At 50.5% G+C, this 17292-nt stretch carries 30 protein-coding genes; 25 read left to right on the top strand and 5 right to left on the bottom strand.

Annotation, left to right across the window (positions count from 1 at the left end):
* Position 1 precedes the first annotated feature (1 nt).
* The 23 genes from rplP to LH86_RS21860 all read left to right on the top strand — a co-directional run bounded on the left by rplP (position 2) and on the right by LH86_RS21860 (position 10809).
* Entirely contained in the window at positions 2-412 is a 411-nt protein-coding gene (gene rplP / locus LH86_RS03365; protein ID WP_002438716.1) for a 50S ribosomal protein L16, read from the top strand.
* Entirely contained in the window at positions 412-603 is a 192-nt protein-coding gene (gene rpmC, locus LH86_RS03360) for a 50S ribosomal protein L29 (RefSeq protein WP_008457158.1), read from the top strand. The genes rplP and rpmC overlap by 1 nt, the downstream gene beginning before the upstream one ends.
* Entirely contained in the window at positions 603-857 is a 255-nt protein-coding gene (gene rpsQ / locus LH86_RS03355; protein WP_008457160.1) for a 30S ribosomal protein S17, read from the top strand. The genes rpmC and rpsQ overlap by 1 nt, the downstream gene beginning before the upstream one ends.
* 166 nt (positions 858-1023) lie before the next feature.
* Entirely contained in the window at positions 1024-1395 is a 372-nt protein-coding gene (rplN, locus tag LH86_RS03350; protein WP_008457164.1) for a 50S ribosomal protein L14, read from the top strand.
* A 10-nt stretch (positions 1396-1405) separates the two neighbouring features.
* A complete protein-coding gene (rplX, locus tag LH86_RS03345) occupies positions 1406-1720 on the top strand; it encodes a 50S ribosomal protein L24 (protein WP_039288293.1) in 315 nt (104 codons plus the stop codon).
* Positions 1721-1734: 14 nt separating this feature from the next.
* Positions 1735-2274 (top strand): 50S ribosomal protein L5, encoded by a 540-nt coding sequence (rplE, locus tag LH86_RS03340; RefSeq protein WP_008457169.1) that lies wholly within the window; start codon positions 1735-1737, stop codon positions 2272-2274.
* Positions 2275-2288: 14 nt separating this feature from the next.
* On the top strand, positions 2289-2594 hold the full coding sequence (gene rpsN, locus LH86_RS03335; protein WP_008457171.1) for a 30S ribosomal protein S14: 306 nt from the start codon (positions 2289-2291) through the stop codon (positions 2592-2594).
* Between the two features lie 33 nt (positions 2595-2627).
* Entirely contained in the window at positions 2628-3020 is a 393-nt protein-coding gene (gene rpsH, locus LH86_RS03330; RefSeq protein ID WP_008457173.1) for a 30S ribosomal protein S8, read from the top strand.
* A 13-nt stretch (positions 3021-3033) separates the two neighbouring features.
* Positions 3034-3567, top strand: coding sequence for a 50S ribosomal protein L6 (rplF, locus tag LH86_RS03325; RefSeq protein WP_039298296.1), 534 nt, complete (start codon positions 3034-3036; stop codon positions 3565-3567).
* Positions 3568-3576: 9 nt separating this feature from the next.
* Complete coding sequence (rplR, locus tag LH86_RS03320; protein ID WP_008457177.1) at positions 3577-3930, top strand: 50S ribosomal protein L18; 354 nt, start codon at positions 3577-3579, stop codon at positions 3928-3930.
* A gap of 14 nt (positions 3931-3944) precedes the next feature.
* Complete coding sequence (rpsE, locus tag LH86_RS03315) at positions 3945-4445, top strand: 30S ribosomal protein S5 (protein WP_008457179.1); 501 nt, start codon at positions 3945-3947, stop codon at positions 4443-4445.
* A 6-nt stretch (positions 4446-4451) separates the two neighbouring features.
* Entirely contained in the window at positions 4452-4631 is a 180-nt protein-coding gene (gene rpmD / locus LH86_RS03310; RefSeq protein WP_004846568.1) for a 50S ribosomal protein L30, read from the top strand.
* Positions 4632-4634: 3 nt separating this feature from the next.
* Positions 4635-5069, top strand: a complete 435-nt coding sequence (rplO, locus tag LH86_RS03305; RefSeq protein WP_008457184.1) for a 50S ribosomal protein L15 — start codon at positions 4635-4637, stop codon at positions 5067-5069.
* Between the two features lie 7 nt (positions 5070-5076).
* Entirely contained in the window at positions 5077-6408 is a 1332-nt protein-coding gene (gene secY, locus LH86_RS03300) for a preprotein translocase subunit SecY (protein ID WP_008457186.1), read from the top strand.
* A gap of 30 nt (positions 6409-6438) precedes the next feature.
* Positions 6439-6555, top strand: a complete 117-nt coding sequence (gene rpmJ, locus LH86_RS03295; protein WP_008457187.1) for a 50S ribosomal protein L36 — start codon at positions 6439-6441, stop codon at positions 6553-6555.
* Between the two features lie 146 nt (positions 6556-6701).
* Entirely contained in the window at positions 6702-7058 is a 357-nt protein-coding gene (gene rpsM, locus LH86_RS03290) for a 30S ribosomal protein S13 (protein WP_008457189.1), read from the top strand.
* Positions 7059-7074: 16 nt separating this feature from the next.
* Positions 7075-7464 (top strand): 30S ribosomal protein S11, encoded by a 390-nt coding sequence (gene rpsK / locus LH86_RS03285; protein ID WP_008457192.1) that lies wholly within the window; start codon positions 7075-7077, stop codon positions 7462-7464.
* A 34-nt stretch (positions 7465-7498) separates the two neighbouring features.
* A complete protein-coding gene (gene rpsD / locus LH86_RS03280) occupies positions 7499-8119 on the top strand; it encodes a 30S ribosomal protein S4 (protein ID WP_008457194.1) in 621 nt (206 codons plus the stop codon).
* Positions 8120-8144: 25 nt separating this feature from the next.
* A complete protein-coding gene (locus tag LH86_RS03275; protein ID WP_008457196.1) occupies positions 8145-9134 on the top strand; it encodes a DNA-directed RNA polymerase subunit alpha in 990 nt (329 codons plus the stop codon).
* A 40-nt stretch (positions 9135-9174) separates the two neighbouring features.
* A complete protein-coding gene (gene rplQ, locus LH86_RS03270) occupies positions 9175-9561 on the top strand; it encodes a 50S ribosomal protein L17 (protein ID WP_008457198.1) in 387 nt (128 codons plus the stop codon).
* A gap of 110 nt (positions 9562-9671) precedes the next feature.
* Positions 9672-10043 (top strand): DUF1992 domain-containing protein, encoded by a 372-nt coding sequence (locus LH86_RS03265; protein WP_039298291.1) that lies wholly within the window; start codon positions 9672-9674, stop codon positions 10041-10043.
* Positions 10043-10459, top strand: coding sequence for a Zn(2+)-responsive transcriptional regulator (gene zntR, locus LH86_RS03260; protein WP_008457203.1), 417 nt, complete (start codon positions 10043-10045; stop codon positions 10457-10459). Before LH86_RS03265 ends, zntR begins: the two co-directional genes overlap by 1 nt.
* A gap of 65 nt (positions 10460-10524) precedes the next feature.
* Positions 10525-10809: an alternative ribosome-rescue factor A gene (locus LH86_RS21860; RefSeq protein ID WP_071842808.1), complete on the top strand. Its 285-nt coding sequence runs from the start codon at positions 10525-10527 to the stop codon at positions 10807-10809.
* Here the strand turns inward: LH86_RS21860 and mscL are convergent.
* The 5 genes from mscL to def form a co-directional block, all read right to left on the bottom strand.
* Positions 10745-11158 carry a large-conductance mechanosensitive channel protein MscL gene (gene mscL, locus LH86_RS03255; protein WP_008457207.1) on the bottom strand — a complete coding sequence of 138 codons (414 nt, stop codon included), beginning with the start codon at positions 11156-11158 and terminating at the stop codon, positions 10745-10747. The two genes, LH86_RS21860 and mscL, sit on opposite strands and share 65 nt — an antisense overlap.
* 154 nt (positions 11159-11312) lie before the next feature.
* A complete protein-coding gene (trkA, locus tag LH86_RS03250) occupies positions 11313-12689 on the bottom strand; it encodes a Trk system potassium transporter TrkA (protein ID WP_039298288.1) in 1377 nt (458 codons plus the stop codon).
* Between the two features lie 49 nt (positions 12690-12738).
* Positions 12739-14028 carry a 16S rRNA (cytosine(967)-C(5))-methyltransferase RsmB gene (gene rsmB, locus LH86_RS03245; RefSeq protein WP_039298285.1) on the bottom strand — a complete coding sequence of 430 codons (1290 nt, stop codon included), beginning with the start codon at positions 14026-14028 and terminating at the stop codon, positions 12739-12741.
* A gap of 73 nt (positions 14029-14101) precedes the next feature.
* Complete coding sequence (gene fmt, locus LH86_RS03240) at positions 14102-15049, bottom strand: methionyl-tRNA formyltransferase (protein WP_039298282.1); 948 nt, start codon at positions 15047-15049, stop codon at positions 14102-14104.
* A 14-nt stretch (positions 15050-15063) separates the two neighbouring features.
* Positions 15064-15573 carry a peptide deformylase gene (def, locus tag LH86_RS03235; RefSeq protein WP_039298279.1) on the bottom strand — a complete coding sequence of 170 codons (510 nt, stop codon included), beginning with the start codon at positions 15571-15573 and terminating at the stop codon, positions 15064-15066.
* Positions 15574-15731: 158 nt separating this feature from the next.
* Here def and dprA point away from each other — a divergent pair, with 158 nt between their 5' ends.
* Both dprA and smg read left to right on the top strand, forming a co-directional pair.
* Positions 15732-16826 carry a DNA-protecting protein DprA gene (dprA, locus tag LH86_RS03230; protein WP_039305885.1) on the top strand — a complete coding sequence of 365 codons (1095 nt, stop codon included), beginning with the start codon at positions 15732-15734 and terminating at the stop codon, positions 16824-16826.
* The gene (smg, locus tag LH86_RS03225) at positions 16798-17271 is read left to right on the top strand and encodes a DUF494 family protein Smg (protein ID WP_008457217.1); all 474 of its coding nucleotides are present in this window, start codon (positions 16798-16800) and stop codon (positions 17269-17271) included. The genes dprA and smg overlap by 29 nt, the downstream gene beginning before the upstream one ends.
* Positions 17272-17292: the final 21 nt, after the last annotated feature.

The following is a 17292-nucleotide window of genomic DNA, read 5'->3' as shown; positions in this document are numbered from 1 at the left end:
GATGTTACAACCAAAGCGTACAAAATTCCGTAAAGTGCACAAAGGCCGCAACCGTGGTCTGGCGCAGGGTACGGATGTTAGCTTCGGCACTTTCGGTCTGAAAGCTGTTGGCCGTGGTCGTCTGACTGCCCGTCAGATCGAAGCAGCACGTCGTGCAATGACCCGTGCAGTTAAGCGTCAGGGTAAGATCTGGATCCGTGTATTCCCGGACAAACCGATCACCGAAAAGCCGCTTGAAGTGCGTATGGGTAAAGGTAAAGGTAACGTGGAGTATTGGGTTGCCTTGATCCAGCCAGGTAAAGTCCTGTATGAAATGGACGGCGTACCTGAAGAGCTGGCCCGTGAAGCCTTCAAGCTGGCAGCAGCAAAACTGCCTATCAAAACCACCTTTGTAACTAAGACGGTGATGTAATGAAAGCAAAAGAGCTGCGTGAAAAGAGCGTCGAAGAGCTGAACACCGAGCTGCTGAACCTGCTGCGTGAGCAGTTCAATCTGCGCATGCAGGCTGCAAGTGGCCAGCTGCAACAGACTCACCTGCTGAAGCAGGTTCGTCGTGATGTTGCACGTGTTAAGACTTTACTGACTCAGAAGGCGGGTGCGTAATGACCGATAAAATCCGTACTCTGCAAGGTCGCGTTGTCAGCGACAAAATGGAGAAATCCATTGTTGTTGCCATCGAACGTGTTGTGAAGCACCCGATCTACGGGAAATTCATCAAGCGTACGACCAAACTGCACGTACATGACGAGAACAACGAATGCGGTATCGGTGACGTGGTTGAAATCCGCGAATGCCGTCCGCTGTCCAAGACTAAGTCCTGGACGCTGGTTCGCGTTGTAGAGAAAGCGGTTCTGTAATACAGTACCCTTTCTCAAACAAATAAACGGCTCAGCGATGAGCCGTTTATTTTTTCTACCCATATCCTGGAACCGGTGTTATAATGCCGCGCCCTCGTTTATGGGGCTTTTTAACGACCTGAATTCCAGGTCCCGAAGTAGTAGTTGACATTAGCGGAGCACTGAAATGATCCAAGAACAGACTATGCTGACCGTGGCCGACAACTCCGGCGCGCGTCGCGTAATGTGTATCAAGGTTCTGGGTGGCTCGCACCGTCGCTACGCAGGCGTCGGCGACATCATCAAAATTACCATCAAGGAAGCAATTCCTCGCGGTAAGGTGAAGAAAGGCGATGTGCTGAAAGCGGTAGTGGTGCGCACCAAGAAGGGTGTTCGTCGCCCGGACGGTTCTGTCATTCGCTTCGATGGCAATGCATGCGTTATTTTAAACAATAACAGCGAGCAGCCAATCGGCACGCGTATTTTTGGGCCGGTAACTCGTGAACTGCGTAATGAGAAGTTCATGAAAATTATCTCTCTGGCACCAGAAGTACTCTAAGGAGCGAATCATGGCAGCGAAAATCCGTCGTGATGACGAAGTTATCGTGTTAACCGGTAAAGATAAAGGTAAGCGCGGTAAAGTAAAAAATGTCCTGTCTACCGGCAAGGTCATTGTTGAAGGTATCAACCTGGTTAAGAAACATCAGAAGCCGGTTCCGGCCCTGAACCAACCAGGCGGCATCGTTGAAAAAGAAGCTGCAATTCAGGTTTCTAACGTTGCTATCTTCAATGCGGCTACCGGCAAGGCTGACCGTGTAGGCTTTAGATTCGAAGACGGCAAAAAAGTCCGTTTCTTCAAGTCTAACAGCGAAACTATCAAGTAATTTGGAGTAGTACGATGGCGAAACTGCATGATTACTACAAAGACGAAGTAGTTAAGAAACTCATGACTGAGTTTAACTACAATTCTGTCATGCAAGTCCCTCGGGTCGAGAAGATCACCCTGAACATGGGTGTTGGTGAAGCGATCGCTGACAAGAAACTGCTGGATAACGCAGCAGCTGACCTGACAGCAATCTCCGGTCAAAAGCCGTTGATCACCAAAGCACGCAAATCAGTTGCAGGCTTCAAAATCCGTCAGGGCTATCCGATCGGCTGTAAAGTAACTCTGCGTGGCGAACGCATGTGGGAGTTCCTTGAGCGTCTGATCACTATTGCTGTACCTCGTATCCGTGACTTCCGTGGCTTGTCCGCTAAGTCTTTCGACGGTCGTGGTAACTACAGCATGGGTGTCCGTGAGCAGATCATCTTCCCAGAAATCGATTACGACAAAGTCGATCGCGTTCGTGGTTTGGATATTACCATTACCACTACTGCGAAATCTGATGATGAAGGCCGTGCTCTGCTGGCTGCCTTTGACTTCCCGTTCCGCAAGTAAGGTAGGGTTACTTCATGGCTAAGCAATCAATGAAAGCACGCGAAGTAAAGCGCGTTGCTTTGGCTGAAAAATTCTTCGCTAAACGCGCTGAACTGAAAGCTATCATTTCTGATGTGAACGCGACCGACGAAGACCGTTGGAACGCTGTTCTCAAGCTGCAAACTCTGCCGCGTGATTCCAGCCCGTCCCGTCAGCGTAAACGCTGCCGCCAGACTGGTCGTCCACATGGTTATGTGGGCAAGTTCGGGTTGAGCCGTATCAAGTTGCGTGAAGCCGCCATGCGCGGTGAAGTACCTGGCTTGAAAAAGGCTAGCTGGTAATTGTCACCAATTGAATCACGGGAGTAGAGACAGATGAGCATGCAAGATCCGATCGCGGATATGCTGACCCGTATCCGTAACGGTCAGGCCGCGAACAAAGTTGCGGTCACCATGCCTTCCTCCAAGCTGAAAGTGGCAATCGCCAACGTGCTGAAGGAAGAAGGTTATATTGAAGAATTTAAAATTGAAGGCGACATCAAGCCTGAACTGGAACTGACTCTTAAGTATTTCCAGGGCAAGGCTGTGGTAGAGAGCATTCAGCGAGTCAGCCGCCCAGGTCTGCGCATCTATAAGAAAAAAGATGAGCTGCCAAAAGTTATGGCCGGCATGGGTATTGCTGTCGTTTCTACCTCTAAAGGTGTTATGACTGATCGTGCAGCGCGCCAGGCTGGTCTTGGTGGCGAAATTATCTGCTACGTAGCGTAATTGGAGGAATAAAATGTCTCGTGTTGCTAAAGCACCGGTCGTTGTTCCTGCAGGCGTAGAGGTAAAACTCAACGGTCAGGTTATTTCGATCAAAGGTAAAAACGGCGAGCTGACTCGTACTATCAACGATGCTGTTGAAGTTAAACACGCTGATAATGCTCTGACTTTCGCTCCGCGCGAAGGCTTTGCTAACGCGTGGGCCCAAGCGGGTACCACTCGTGCGCTGTTGAACGCAATGGTTGTCGGTGTTACCGAAGGCTTCACTAAGAAGCTGCAGCTGGTTGGTGTAGGTTATCGTGCAGCCGTTAAAGGCGACGTGGTGAATTTAGCCCTGGGCTTCTCTCACCCTGTTGAGCATAAGCTGCCTGCAGGTATTACTGCTGAATGTCCGACTCAAACTGAAATCGTGCTGAAAGGCGCTGATAAGCAGGTGATCGGTCAGGTTGCAGCAGATCTGCGCGCCTACCGTCGTCCTGAGCCTTACAAAGGCAAGGGTGTTCGTTACGCCGACGAAGTCGTGCGTACCAAAGAGGCTAAGAAGAAGTAAGGTAACACTATGGATAAGAAATCTGCTCGTATCCGTCGTGCGACCCGCGCACGTCACAAGCTCAAAGAGCTGGGCGCAACTCGCCTGGTGGTACATCGTACCCCGCGTCACATTTACGCACAGGTAATTGCACCAAATGGTTCTGAAGTTCTGGTAGCTGCATCTACTGTAGAAAAAGCTATCACTGAGCAACTGAAGTACACTGGGAACAAAGACGCCGCTGCAGCTGTAGGTAAAGCTGTTGCTGAGCGCGCACTGGAAAAAGGCATCACCGTTGTTGCTTTTGACCGTGCTGGTTTCCAATATCATGGTCGTGTCCAGGCACTGGCAGATGCTGCCCGTGAAGCTGGCCTTCAGTTCTAAGGTAGAGGTGTAAGATGTCTCACATCGAAAAACAAGCTGGCGAACTGCAGGAAAAGCTGATCGCGGTAAATCGCGTATCTAAAACCGTTAAAGGCGGTCGTATTTTCTCCTTCACTGCTCTGACAGTAGTAGGCGACGGTAACGGTCGTATTGGTTTTGGTTACGGTAAAGCGCGTGAAGTTCCAGCAGCGATCCAGAAAGCGATGGAAAAAGCCCGTCGCAACATGATTAACGTCGCGCTGAACAGCGGCACCCTGCAGCACCCTGTTAAAGGTGTGCACACAGGTTCCCGTGTGTTCATGCAGCCGGCTTCCGAAGGTACCGGTATCATCGCCGGTGGTGCAATGCGCGCCGTTCTGGAAGTCGCTGGTGTTCATAACGTCCTGGCTAAAGCGTATGGTTCTACTAACCCGATTAACGTGGTTCGTGCAACTATCGATGGCCTGGCGAATATGAAGTCTCCAGAAATGGTCGCTGCCAAGCGTGGTAAATCCGTTGAAGAAATTCTGGGGTAATTGACCATGGCAAAGACTATTAAAATCACTCAAACCCGCAGTGCAATCGGTCGTCTGCCGAAACACAAGGCAACGCTGCTTGGCCTGGGTCTGCGTCGTATTGGCCACACCGTAGAGCGCGAGGATACTCCTGCTGTACGTGGTATGGTCAACGCGGTTTCCTACATGGTTAAAGTTGAGGAGTAAGAGATGCGTTTAAATACTCTGTCTCCGGCCGAAGGGTCTAAGCACGCTTCTAAGCGTCTGGGTCGTGGTATCGGTTCTGGCCTCGGTAAAACCGGCGGTCGTGGTCACAAAGGTCAGAACTCTCGTTCTGGTGGTGGCGTACGTCGTGGTTTCGAAGGTGGTCAGATGCCGTTGTACCGTCGTCTGCCGAAATTCGGTTTCACCTCTCGCAAAGCAATGATCACGGCAGAAGTTCGTCTGTCCGATCTGGCGAAAGTTGAAGGCGACGTAGTTGACCTGAACACGCTGAAAGCAGCAAACATTATCGGTATTCAGATCGAGTTCGCGAAAGTGATCCTGTCTGGTGAGGTAACTCGTCCGGTAACTGTTAGCGGCCTGCGTGTGACCAAAGGCGCTCGTGCTGCTATCGAAGCTGCTGGCGGTAAAATCGAGGAATAAGTAGCAGATGGCAAAACAACCGGGATTAGATTTTCAAAGTGCTAAAGGCGGCCTCGGCGAGCTGAAACGCAGACTGATGTTTGTTATCGGTGCGCTGATTGTGTTTCGTATTGGCTCTTTTATTCCGATCCCTGGTATTGATGCCGCTGTACTTGCCAAACTGCTTGAGCAACAGCGAGGCACCATCATTGAGATGTTTAACATGTTCTCTGGTGGTGCTCTCAGCCGTGCTTCTATCTTCGCGCTGGGTATCATGCCGTACATTTCGGCATCGATCATCATTCAGCTGCTGACAGTGGTTCATCCCGCTTTGGCAGAGCTGAAGAAAGAAGGGGAGTCTGGACGTCGTAAGATTAGCCAGTACACCCGTTACGGCACTCTGGTGCTGGCAATATTCCAGTCAATCGGTATTGCTACCGGTTTACCGAATATGCCTGGTATGCAGGGCCTGGTGTTAAACCCAGGCTTTGCATTCTATTTCACCGCTGTTGTAAGTCTTGTCACCGGGACAATGTTCCTGATGTGGCTGGGCGAACAGATTACTGAACGTGGTATCGGTAACGGTATCTCAATCATAATCTTCGCGGGTATCGTTGCGGGACTTCCGCCGGCCATTGGCCATACCATCGAGCAAGCAAGGCAAGGCGACCTGCACTTCCTCCTGTTGCTGTTGGTTGCAGTATTAGTATTTGCAGTGACCTTCTTCGTTGTTTTTGTTGAGCGTGGCCAGCGCCGCATTGTGGTCAACTACGCTAAACGTCAACAGGGTCGTCGTGTCTATGCTGCGCAGAGCACACATTTACCGCTGAAAGTGAACATGGCCGGGGTTATCCCTGCGATCTTCGCCTCCAGTATTATTCTGTTCCCTGCGACCATCGCGTCATGGTTCGGGGGCGGTACCGGTTGGAACTGGCTGACAACAATTTCGCTGTATTTGCAGCCTGGGCAACCGCTTTATGTGTTACTCTATGCGTCTGCAATCATCTTCTTCTGTTTCTTCTACACGGCGTTGGTCTTCAACCCGCGTGAAACAGCAGATAACCTGAAGAAGTCCGGTGCATTTGTACCAGGAATTCGTCCGGGAGAACAAACGGCGAAGTATATCGATAAAGTAATGACCCGCCTGACTCTGGTTGGTGCGTTGTACATTACCTTTATCTGCCTAATCCCGGAGTTCATGCGCGATGCAATGAAAGTGCCGTTCTACTTCGGTGGGACCTCACTGCTGATCGTTGTTGTCGTTATCATGGACTTTATGGCTCAAGTGCAAACTCTGATGATGTCAAGTCAGTACGAGTCTGCATTGAAGAAAGCGAACCTGAAAGGCTACGGCCGTTAATCGTCGCTTGAGAAGTTACGGAGAGTAAAAATGAAAGTTCGTGCTTCCGTCAAGAAATTATGTCGTAACTGCAAAATCGTTAAGCGTGACGGTGTTATTCGCGTGATTTGCAGCGTAGAGCCGAAGCATAAACAGCGTCAAGGCTGATTATCTCGCATATTTTTCTTGCAAAGTTGGGTTGAGCTGGCTAGATTAGCCAGCCAATCTTTTGTATGTCTATGCGTTTCCATTTGAGTATCCTGAAAACGGGCTTTTCGGCATGGGACGCATAATCTAAATAGTAGGAGTGCATAGTGGCCCGTATAGCAGGCATTAACATTCCTGATCAAAAACACGCCGTGATCGCGTTAACCTCGATCTACGGTGTCGGCAAGACTCGCTCCAAGGCCATTTGCGCTGCGGCGGGTATCGCTGAAGATGTTAAGATCAGTGAGCTGTCTGAAGAACAAATCGACACGCTGCGTGACGAAGTTGCCAAATTTGTCGTTGAAGGTGATCTGCGCCGTGAAGTGAGCATGAGCATCAAGCGTCTGATGGACCTTGGTTGCTATCGCGGTTTGCGTCATCGTCGTGGTCTGCCAGTACGCGGTCAGCGTACTAAGACCAACGCACGTACCCGTAAGGGTCCGCGCAAACCGATCAAGAAATAATCGGGGTGATTGAATAATGGCAAAGGCACCAATTCGTGCACGTAAACGTGTAAGAAAAACAGTCTCTGACGGCGTGGCTCATGTCCATGCTTCTTTCAACAACACCATCGTTACTATTACCGATCGTCAGGGTAATGCGTTGGGTTGGGCAACTGCCGGTGGTTCCGGTTTCCGTGGTTCTCGCAAATCCACTCCGTTTGCAGCTCAGGTTGCAGCAGAGCGTTGCGCAGAAGCCGTGAAAGAATACGGTATCAAGAACCTGGAAGTTATGGTTAAGGGTCCTGGCCCAGGCCGCGAATCAACTATTCGTGCTCTGAACGCCGCTGGTTTCCGCATCACTAATATTACTGATGTGACTCCAATCCCTCATAACGGTTGTCGTCCGCCGAAAAAACGTCGCGTATAACGCGTCCGTTTTCTAGGATTGTTGGAGAAAGAAAATGGCAAGATATTTGGGTCCTAAGCTCAAGCTGAGCCGTCGTGAGGGCACCGACTTATTCCTTAAGTCTGGCGTTCGCGCGATCGATACCAAGTGTAAAATTGAACAAGCTCCTGGCCAGCACGGTGCGCGTAAACCGCGTCTGTCTGACTATGGTGTGCAGTTGCGTGAAAAGCAGAAAGTTCGCCGTATCTACGGTGTGCTGGAGCGTCAGTTCCGTAACTATTATAAAGAAGCAGCTCGTCTGAAAGGCAACACCGGTGAAAACCTGTTGGCTCTGCTGGAAGGCCGTCTGGACAACGTTGTTTACCGTATGGGCTTCGGCGCTACTCGTGCAGAAGCACGTCAGCTGGTTAGCCATAAAGCTATCATGGTAAATGGTCGCGTTGTTAACATCGCTTCTTATCAGGTAACTCCGAATGACGTAGTCAGCATCCGTGAGAAAGCCAAAAAGCAATCTCGCGTTAAGGCCGCTCTGGAGCTGGCTGAGCAGCGTGAAAAGCCAACCTGGCTGGAAGTTGATGCTGCCAAGATGGAAGGTGTGTTCAAGCGTAAGCCTGAGCGTACCGATCTGTCTGCGGACATTAACGAACACCTGATCGTCGAGCTTTACTCCAAGTAAAGCTTAGTACCAAAGAGAGGACACAATGCAGGGTTCTGTGACAGAGTTTCTAAAACCACGCCTGGTAGATATCGAGCAAGTGAGTTCGACGCACGCCAAGGTGACCCTTGAGCCGTTAGAGCGTGGCTTTGGCCATACTCTTGGTAATGCACTGCGCCGTATTCTGCTTTCATCGATGCCGGGTTGCGCGGTGACTGAGGTTGAGATTGATGGTGTACTGCACGAGTACAGCACCAAAGAAGGCGTTCAGGAAGATATCCTGGAAATCCTGCTCAACCTGAAAGGGCTGGCGGTAAGAGTTCAAGGTAAAGATGAAGTTATCCTTACCCTGAATAAATCTGGCATTGGCCCTGTGACCGCAGCCGATATCACCCATGATGGTGATGTCGAAATCGTCAAGCCGCAGCATGTGATCTGCCACCTGACCGATGAGAACGCCGCTATTAGCATGCGTATCAAAGTTCAGCGCGGTCGCGGTTATGTGCCGGCTTCTACCCGAATTCATTCGGAAGAAGATGAGCGCCCAATCGGCCGTCTGCTGGTCGACGCCTGCTACAGCCCTGTAGAGCGTATTGCCTACAATGTTGAAGCTGCGCGTGTAGAACAGCGTACCGACCTGGACAAGCTGGTCATCGAAATGGAAACCAACGGCACAATCGATCCTGAAGAGGCGATTCGTCGTGCGGCGACCATTCTGGCAGAACAACTTGAAGCTTTCGTTGACCTACGTGATGTACGTCAGCCGGAAGTTAAAGAAGAGAAACCAGAATTCGATCCGATCTTGCTGCGCCCTGTTGACGATCTGGAATTGACTGTCCGCTCTGCTAACTGCCTCAAGGCAGAAGCTATCCACTATATCGGTGATCTGGTACAGCGTACCGAGGTTGAGCTGCTCAAAACGCCTAACCTGGGTAAAAAATCTCTTACTGAGATTAAAGACGTGCTGGCTTCTCGTGGTTTGTCTCTGGGCATGCGCCTGGAAAACTGGCCACCAGCAAGCATTGCTGACGAGTAACCGGATCACAGGTTAAGGTTTTACTGAGAAGGATAAGGTCATGCGCCATCGTAAGAGTGGTCGTCAACTGAACCGCAACAGCAGCCATCGCCAGGCTATGTTCCGCAACATGGCAGGTTCACTGGTTCGTCATGAGATCATCAAGACGACCCTGCCTAAAGCGAAAGAGCTGCGTCGCGTAGTTGAGCCGCTGATTACTCTTGCCAAGACTGACAGCGTTGCTAATCGTCGTCTGGCATTCGCCCGCACTCGTGATAACGAGATCGTGGCAAAACTGTTTAATGAACTGGGTCCGCGTTTCGCGAGCCGTGCAGGTGGTTACACTCGTATTCTGAAGTGTGGCTTCCGTGCTGGTGACAATGCTCCGATGGCTTACATCGAGCTGGTTGATCGCGCCGAGTCTCAAACAGAAGCTGCTGCAGAGTAATCTGTAGTAACGTAGAAAAACCGGGCTTGCCCGGTTTTTTTATATCCAGAATATCCCATTCTCTCTTTTCCCCGTATTCTTGTGTTACTCCTGACAAATTTGAGGTCGCTATGTGGTTGCTCGATCAATGGGCAGAACGGCACATTCTTGATGCGCAGCGAAACGGAGAGTTCGAGGGGCTTGCCGGCAGCGGTGAACCAATATTGCTCGACGATGATAGCCATGTTCCTCCCGACCTTCGTGCCGGATACCGTCTACTAAAAAATGCAGGTTGTTTGCCGCCAGAAATGCAGCAAAGGAAGGATGCGCTTGAGCTGGTTGATCTGCTGAAAACGGTGCATATTCAGAGTGAGGAATATCAGGCGATTAGCAAAAAGCTTGCACTTCTGGAGTTAAAGCTTCGACAGGCGGGTATAAACACCGACTTTTTACACGGTGAATATGCCGAAAGACTGATGCAGCATATCGATGAGGAAAGATGATGTTTCGTATAGGTGAGCTAGCAAAACTGGCGGATGTGACGCCGGACACTATTCGTTATTACGAAAAGCAAAACATGATGGATCACGAAGTGCGAACTGAAGGTGGTTTTCGCCTGTATAGCGACAGTGATCTTCAGCGTCTTAAATTCATCCGTTACGCTAAGCAACTTGGTTTCACGCTTGAGGCCATTCGGGAGCTATTATCGATCCGTATTGATCCTGAGCATCACACTTGCCAGGAATCGAAAGGGATTGTGCAAAGCCGGTTGAGTGAGGTTGAGTCTAAAATCAAAGAATTGCAGAATATGAGGCGCTCGCTGCAGCGTCTGAATGATGCTTGTTGTGGCAGCGCGCACAGTAGCGTTTACTGTTCTATCCTTGAAGCGCTGGAACAGGGAGCAAGCAGCAAAAAATAGCCGCTTGATCTTTTATAGGCTCAGACATAGACTCGCGGCGATCGTTTCATCCATCTGGAGTAACTATGAGCACCAAATATCGCCATCAAAAAGGTCAAATTAAAGATAACGCCATTGAAGCGCTATTACACGACCCACTGTTCAGGCAAAGAGTTGAGAAGAATAAGAAAGGGAAAGGCAGTTATCAGAGAAATGAGAAACACGGTAAGAGAGGTAACTGGGAGGCCAGTGGCAAACAAGCAATTCGCTTTTTTACCACTGGCCTTCTGCTTTTAATAACCCGTATTAATTCCGTTGGTTCTGTTCTTTCAGCAGGTCACGAATCTCGCTCAGCAGAACTTCCTCTTTAGACGGTGCCGGAGGTGCGGCTGGTTCTTCCGCTTTCTTACGATTCAGTTTATTGATCACTTTGATAGCCATGAAGATAGCAAACGCGACAATCACGAAGTCAAAAATATTCTGAATAAACACGCCGTAGTGCATGACTACCGCAGGTACATCGCCCTGGGCATCGCGTAATGTTAAAGCAAACTGCTTAAAATCAACGCCACCAATCAGCAAACCCAGCGGCGGCATAATAATATCCGCGACCAGTGAAGAAACAATCTTCCCGAATGCTGCACCAATAATCACACCCACTGCCAAATCAACAACGTTTCCGCGCATCGCGAATTCGCGAAACTCTTTTAAAATGCTCATTTATCTCTCCTTGTGCCAGCTGACAGTAATAATTCTAACAAAGGTTGTCTTAATTTCCATTGCTGCTGGAAATAAGAATGCTTTGTTAATTCCATAATTTTAAAATGGTTTTTGGGTGAATAAACAAGGCAGAAATATTTCTGCCCTGCTGAGTTTAGAGGAAGAATGGGCTTGGCTGGAACAGGCGTTCGACATCGCTGACAAATTTCTTATCAGTTAAGAACATAATAACGTGATCGCCCTGTTCTATACGAAGGTTGTCGTTGGCAATCATCACATCATTGCCCCTTACAACTGCGCCAATGATAGTGCCTGGCGGCAGTTTAATCTCATCGATGACTCGCCCCACAACGCGAGAAGTGTTTTCATCTCCATGAGCGACGGCCTCGATGGCTTCGGCAACGCCGCGGCGAAGAGATGAAACGCCCACAATATCGGCTTTACGCACATGCCCGAGTAGAGCAGAAATGGTTGCCTGCTGAGGTGAAATCGCAATATCAATCACGCTCCCCTGCACTAAATCGACATAGGCATTACGCTGAATGAGGACCATGACTTTTTTGGCTCCCATTCGCTTAGCCAGCATGGCCGACATGATGTTAGCTTCATCATCGTTGGTGACCGCAATAAAGAGATCAACCTGATCGATATGTTCCTCTGCTAAAAGTTCCTGATCTGAGGCGTCACCATAAAATACGATGGTGTTTTGCAGCATTTCTGCAAGTTCAGAAGCTCGCTGCTGATCTCGCTCGATCAGTTTTACGCTGTAATCTTTCTCAAGACGATGTGCTAAACCTGCGCCTATGTTACCGCCACCCACCAGCATTATGCGCTTGTAAGGTTTTTCGAGGCGCTGAAGCTCGCTCATTACCGCGCGGATATTTTGCGACGCGGCGATAAAGAAGACCTCATCACCGGCTTCGACAATAGTTGAACCCTGTGGGCGAATAGGACGGTCGTGACGGAAAATTGCTGCGACACGAGTATCGATGTGCGGCATATGTTCGCGCATGGTGGAAAGTGCATTACCCACCAGCGGACCGCCATAGTAGGCTTTTACTACTGCAAGGCTCACTTTCCCTTCGGCAAAATTCACGACCTGAAGCGCACCCGGGTATTCAATCAGGCGGTAAATATTGTCGATAACCAGCTGCTCTGGAGCAATCAGGTGATCGATGGGAACGGCTTCTGCATTGAACAGTTTTTCTGCATCGCGAACATAATCAGGGGCTCGAATACGGGCGATTCTGTTCGGTGTATTAAACAGCGAATAGGCGACCTGACATGCGATCATGTTTGTTTCGTCAGAGCTGGTGACTGCGACCAGCATATCCGCGTCATCGGCCCCTGCTTCACGAAGTACTCGGGGATGAGAGCCGTGACCCTGGACTACGCGTAAATCGAACTTATCCTGCAGGCTGCGCAGACGAGCCTGGTTAGTGTCGACGACGGTAATATCGTTGTTTTCACCGACCAGATTTTCTGCCAGAGTGCCGCCGACCTGGCCCGCACCCAGAATGATTATTTTCATCGTTTATCGCTTCACGAGTGATGAAACTTATGACTCACCCTGTAGGGAGTCAGCTCTTAATTAGCTTAGCGTAATAGAAGCCGTCGCCGTCGTCTGCCGCAGGGAGATTTTGAATGCCCGGCGTTTTCTCGTCACCGGATTCCACCAGTTTGGCATCGGTATGGCGCGCCAGAAACGCACTCACTTGATCTTTATTCTCGTCGGGGAGAATAGAACAAGTGGCATAGACAAGCGTACCGCCGGTTTTAAGGTGAGGCCAGATAGCATCCAGAATCTCTTTTTGCAGAGCAACAAGCTCAGAGATATCTCTGTCACGGCGCAGCCATTTGATATCAGGATGGCGGCGAATGACGCCGGTTGCTGAGCATGGCGCATCAAGGAGAATGCGGTCAAACCTGGTTTCGCCACACCACTGAGCAGGGAAACGGCCATCTCCCTGTTTTACTTCGGCTTTCATGCCAAGGCGTTCAAGATTTTCATGCACGCGTTTCAGGCGCTGAGCGTCAACGTCGACGGCCATAACTTTTGCATTCGGAGCCGCTTCCAGAATATGCGTTGTCTTGCCGCCCGGTGCGGCACAAAGATCCAGAATAGCTTCGCCGTTTTGGGGAGCTAAAAGGTCGACGCTGCCCTGAGCTGAAGCATCCTGCACGGTCACCCAGCCTTGCTCAAAACCAGGCAATGCCTGAACGGGGGCGGGTGAATCAAGGCGAACAGCATCCTGGTATTTGGGATGTATATGGCCTTCCTGGCCGGCCTCAGCCAGCAAAGCCATCCATGCTTCACGCGTATGGTGCTGGCGATTTACGCGCAGCCACATAGGAGGGCGCTGGTTATTAGCCTCGACAATGGATTCCCAGCTGTCCGGGTAAGCTTTTTTCAAACGCTGCAGCAGCCAGATCGGGTGCAGAAAACGGCTTTCATGCTTAGCAGCTTCTGCCATCAGGCTTTCTTGCTGGCGCTGGAACTGACGTAATACGCCATTGATTAAGCCCTTAAAAGCCTGGCGCTTAATCGCGATGGCGCCCTCAACGGTTTCAGCCAGCGCAGCATGCGCAGGAATACGGGTATACAGAAGCTGATAGATGCCGACCATAATTAAGTAATGGATTGTGCGCTGCTTTCCGGTCATCGGGCGTGACATGAGCTTGCCAACCAGCCAGTCCAACTGCGGAAGAGTACGCAGCACGCCGAAGCACAGCTCCTGCAGTAGAGCTTTGTCTTTATCAGACACTTTCTGCTGAACCGCAGGCAGTACATTACTTAATGATTGTCCTTGCTCGACAACTTGTTCAATTGTTTGGGCAGCCAGGCTGCGAAGATTCAGTGTTTTTTTCATTATCGTGCTCTGGTTTTTCCAGCGCTATAAACAAAAATGCCCAGGTTAACCTGGGCGTATAAATGCGGCTTTATCAGGAAAGGACTGTACCGGGTTCAAACCACTCGCGGCGTGAGTTCAGGAGATCCTGCGCCTTCATGGCTTTTTTACCTGCGGGTTGTAGCTCTTCAAGATTCAGAACGCCCTCGGTGGTCGCAACCTGGATGCCTTGTTTGCTGGCGGCCAGAATGGTGCCCGGTGCTGAATTTGTTTGGGTGTTGATCACCGACGCGCGCCACACTTTTAGCGGCTGCCCGTCGATTTCCAGCCAGCTCATTGGCCATGGGTTAAAAGCACGGATACAGCGTTCCAGTTGAACGGCAGAAAGATTCCAGTTGATACGGGCCTCTTCTTTGCTGAGTTTATCCGCATAGGTCACCAGCACTTCGTCCTGAACCTCCGGCGTGGCGGTGCCGTTGGCTAACTGCTCCAGTGTGTCCAGGAGGCCTTTAGGACCCAGTCCTGCGAGCTTATCGTAGAGGGTTCCGCTGGTGTCTTCTGCCTCAATCGGGCAAGAGAGTTTATACAGCATGTCGCCGGTATCGAGACCGATATCCATTTGCATAATGGTGACGCCAGTTTCAGCGTCCCCGGCCCACAAAGAACGTTGGATCGGTGCAGCACCCCGCCAGCGCGGCAGCAGTGAACCATGAACATTTACGCAGCCCAACCGAGGCATATCAAGCACCGGCTGAGGCAAAATCAGGCCATATGCAACCACCACCATAACATCGGCGTTGAGGTCGGCAACCAGCTGCTGATTTTCTGCTTTACGCAGCGTAGCCGGCTGAAAGACAGGAATACCTTTCTCTTCCGCCAGCACTTTTACCGGGCCTGGCATGAGTTTTTTACCGCGGCCTGCCGGACGATCTGGTTGGGTAAATACACCAACGACCTGGTGCTGAGAAGACAACAGCGCGTCAAGGTGACGCGCTGCGAAGTCTGGTGTTCCGGCAAAAATAATACGCAGAGAATCTGACACGTGGTTTGTTGTCCTTAAGCTTTCGCTTTCAAACGGTCGAGTTTTTCAACTTTCTGGCGAATACGTTGCTGTTTCAGCGGCGACAGATAATCGATAAACAGTTTACCGACCAGATGATCCATTTCGTGCTGAATACAAATCGCCAGCAGGCCATCTGCTTCCAGTTCATAGGCTTTACCGTCACGATCCAGCGCACGAATTTTCACTTTTTCTGCACGAGGTACCAGAGCACGCTGTTCAGGGATGGACAGGCAACCTTCTTCAATACCGGTCTCACCGCTTTTTTCCATCAGTTCCGGGTTAATCAGTACCAGCTGTTCGTCACGGTTCTCGGACACATCAATCACGATGATGCGTTGGTGAATATCTACCTGCGTAGCTGCCAGGCCAATGCCTTCTTCGGCGTACATCGTATCGAACATATCATCAACGATACGCTGAATGTCCGCATTCACTTCTTCAACCGGTTTAGCGACTTTGCGAAGGCGCTCGTCGGGAATATGTAATACTTGCAAAACTGCCATAAATTTCCAGAGCTGTGTTCAGTAGTAGAAAGGATTATTCCCTCTATTCTAGACATTTCCCCGGCTGATTGACAGCATCAGTGACCAATCGCAAGGATTGCTTTGATGGCCTGTGGCAGGGGGATTGAGTGCAGATAACTGAGATTTGGCTACGTCTTATGGCTGTTCAGGGGCTGAGCGGTGATAAGTTCCTAAAAATAGTCCACTTCCTTGAACGATGCCCAGTGGTAGAAAGGGAGAGTCTGCTCGCGGCGGGATTAAACGCCCGAGAATGTGCATTATTTACTGCATTCGATGAGCGCCAGCTTGAAGCCAGCCTTCTTTGGCTTGATAGGCCAAATCACCATATGCTGACGGCAGAAGACGTTCTCTATCCTGAGCAGCTCAGAGCCATAAATGATTATCCTGCCGCTCTTTTTGTTGCCGGTGAACCTTCACTACTCAGCCAGAATCAACTTGCGGTTGTTGGTAGTCGCAACCTGTCAGATTACGGCGAGCGCTTTTGCCGGCAGTTCTGTGAAGCGCTTGCCGCGTCTGGGCTGGTGATAACCAGCGGGTTGGCATTGGGCATTGATGGGGTGGCACACCGTGCGGCACTGAGAGTCAAGGGTAAAACCATTGCTGTGCTGGGGAATGGATTAGGCAGCGTTCACCCTAAACGTCATTTGATGCTAGCCCGGCAAATTATTGAGCAAGAAGGCGCCGTGGTTTCTGAGTTTCCTCTTTCCTGTACGCCCTGGCCCTCGAACTTTCCTTGGCGCAACCGTGTTATCAGTGGGTTGAGTAGAGCCGTTTTTGTCGTAGAGGCCGGTGAGCGAAGTGGATCGCTGGTGACTGCCCGCTATGCTGTTGAGCAGGGTAGAGAGGTGTTTGCTCTGCCCGGTATGGTAGGAAGTCCGGGGAGCGATGGCCCACACTGGCTTATTCAGCAAGGGGCAAATTTAGTACGAAGTCCGCAGGATATCCTCGATTATCTCGCCTCTGAACTCCACTGGCTTCCCGCTTCGCACAATGTGTCAATATATTCGCCAAATCAACAGGACGGCGCATTGCCATTTCCCCATCTGTTGGCTAACGTAGGAGATGAGGTTACACCTGTTGACGTCGTCGCTGAACGTGCCGGCCAACCTGTGCCAGAGACGGTAGCTCAGTTACTCGAACTGGAGTTAGCAGGATGGATCGCAGCTGTACCCGGCGGCTATGTCCGATTGAGGAGGGCATGCCATGTTCGACGTACTAATGTACTTATTTGAAACCTACATCCACAGCGAAGCAGAAATGCGCGTTGATCAGGATAAGCTGACGAGCGATCTCACCGACGCTGGTTTTGATCGTGAGGACATTTTTAACGCATTAGTGTGGCTTGAAAAGCTTGCCGACTATCAGGATGGCTTGACCGAACCGATGCAGCTTGCTGCCGATCCTCTTTCTATGCGTATTTTCACCGCAGAAGAGAGCCAGCGGCTTGATGCAGACTGTCGGGGCTTTTTACTGTTCCTTGAACAGATTCAGGTGCTAAATCTCGAAACCCGCGAAATGGTGATTGAGCGCGTGCTGGCGCTGGACACAGCAGAATTCGAACTGGAAGATCTGAAGTGGGTTGTGCTGATGGTGTTGTTCAACATTCCGGGGTGTGAAAACGCCTACCAGCAAATGGAAGAATTACTCTTCGAGGCAAATGAAGGTATGCTGCACTAAATTGAGTAGCAGCATGAGATG

It is taken from the genome of Cedecea neteri, assembly GCF_000758325.1.
Classification (GTDB): Bacteria; Pseudomonadota; Gammaproteobacteria; order Enterobacterales; family Enterobacteriaceae; genus Cedecea; species Cedecea neteri_B.
This window is presented reverse-complemented; position numbering and strand designations above follow the sequence as displayed.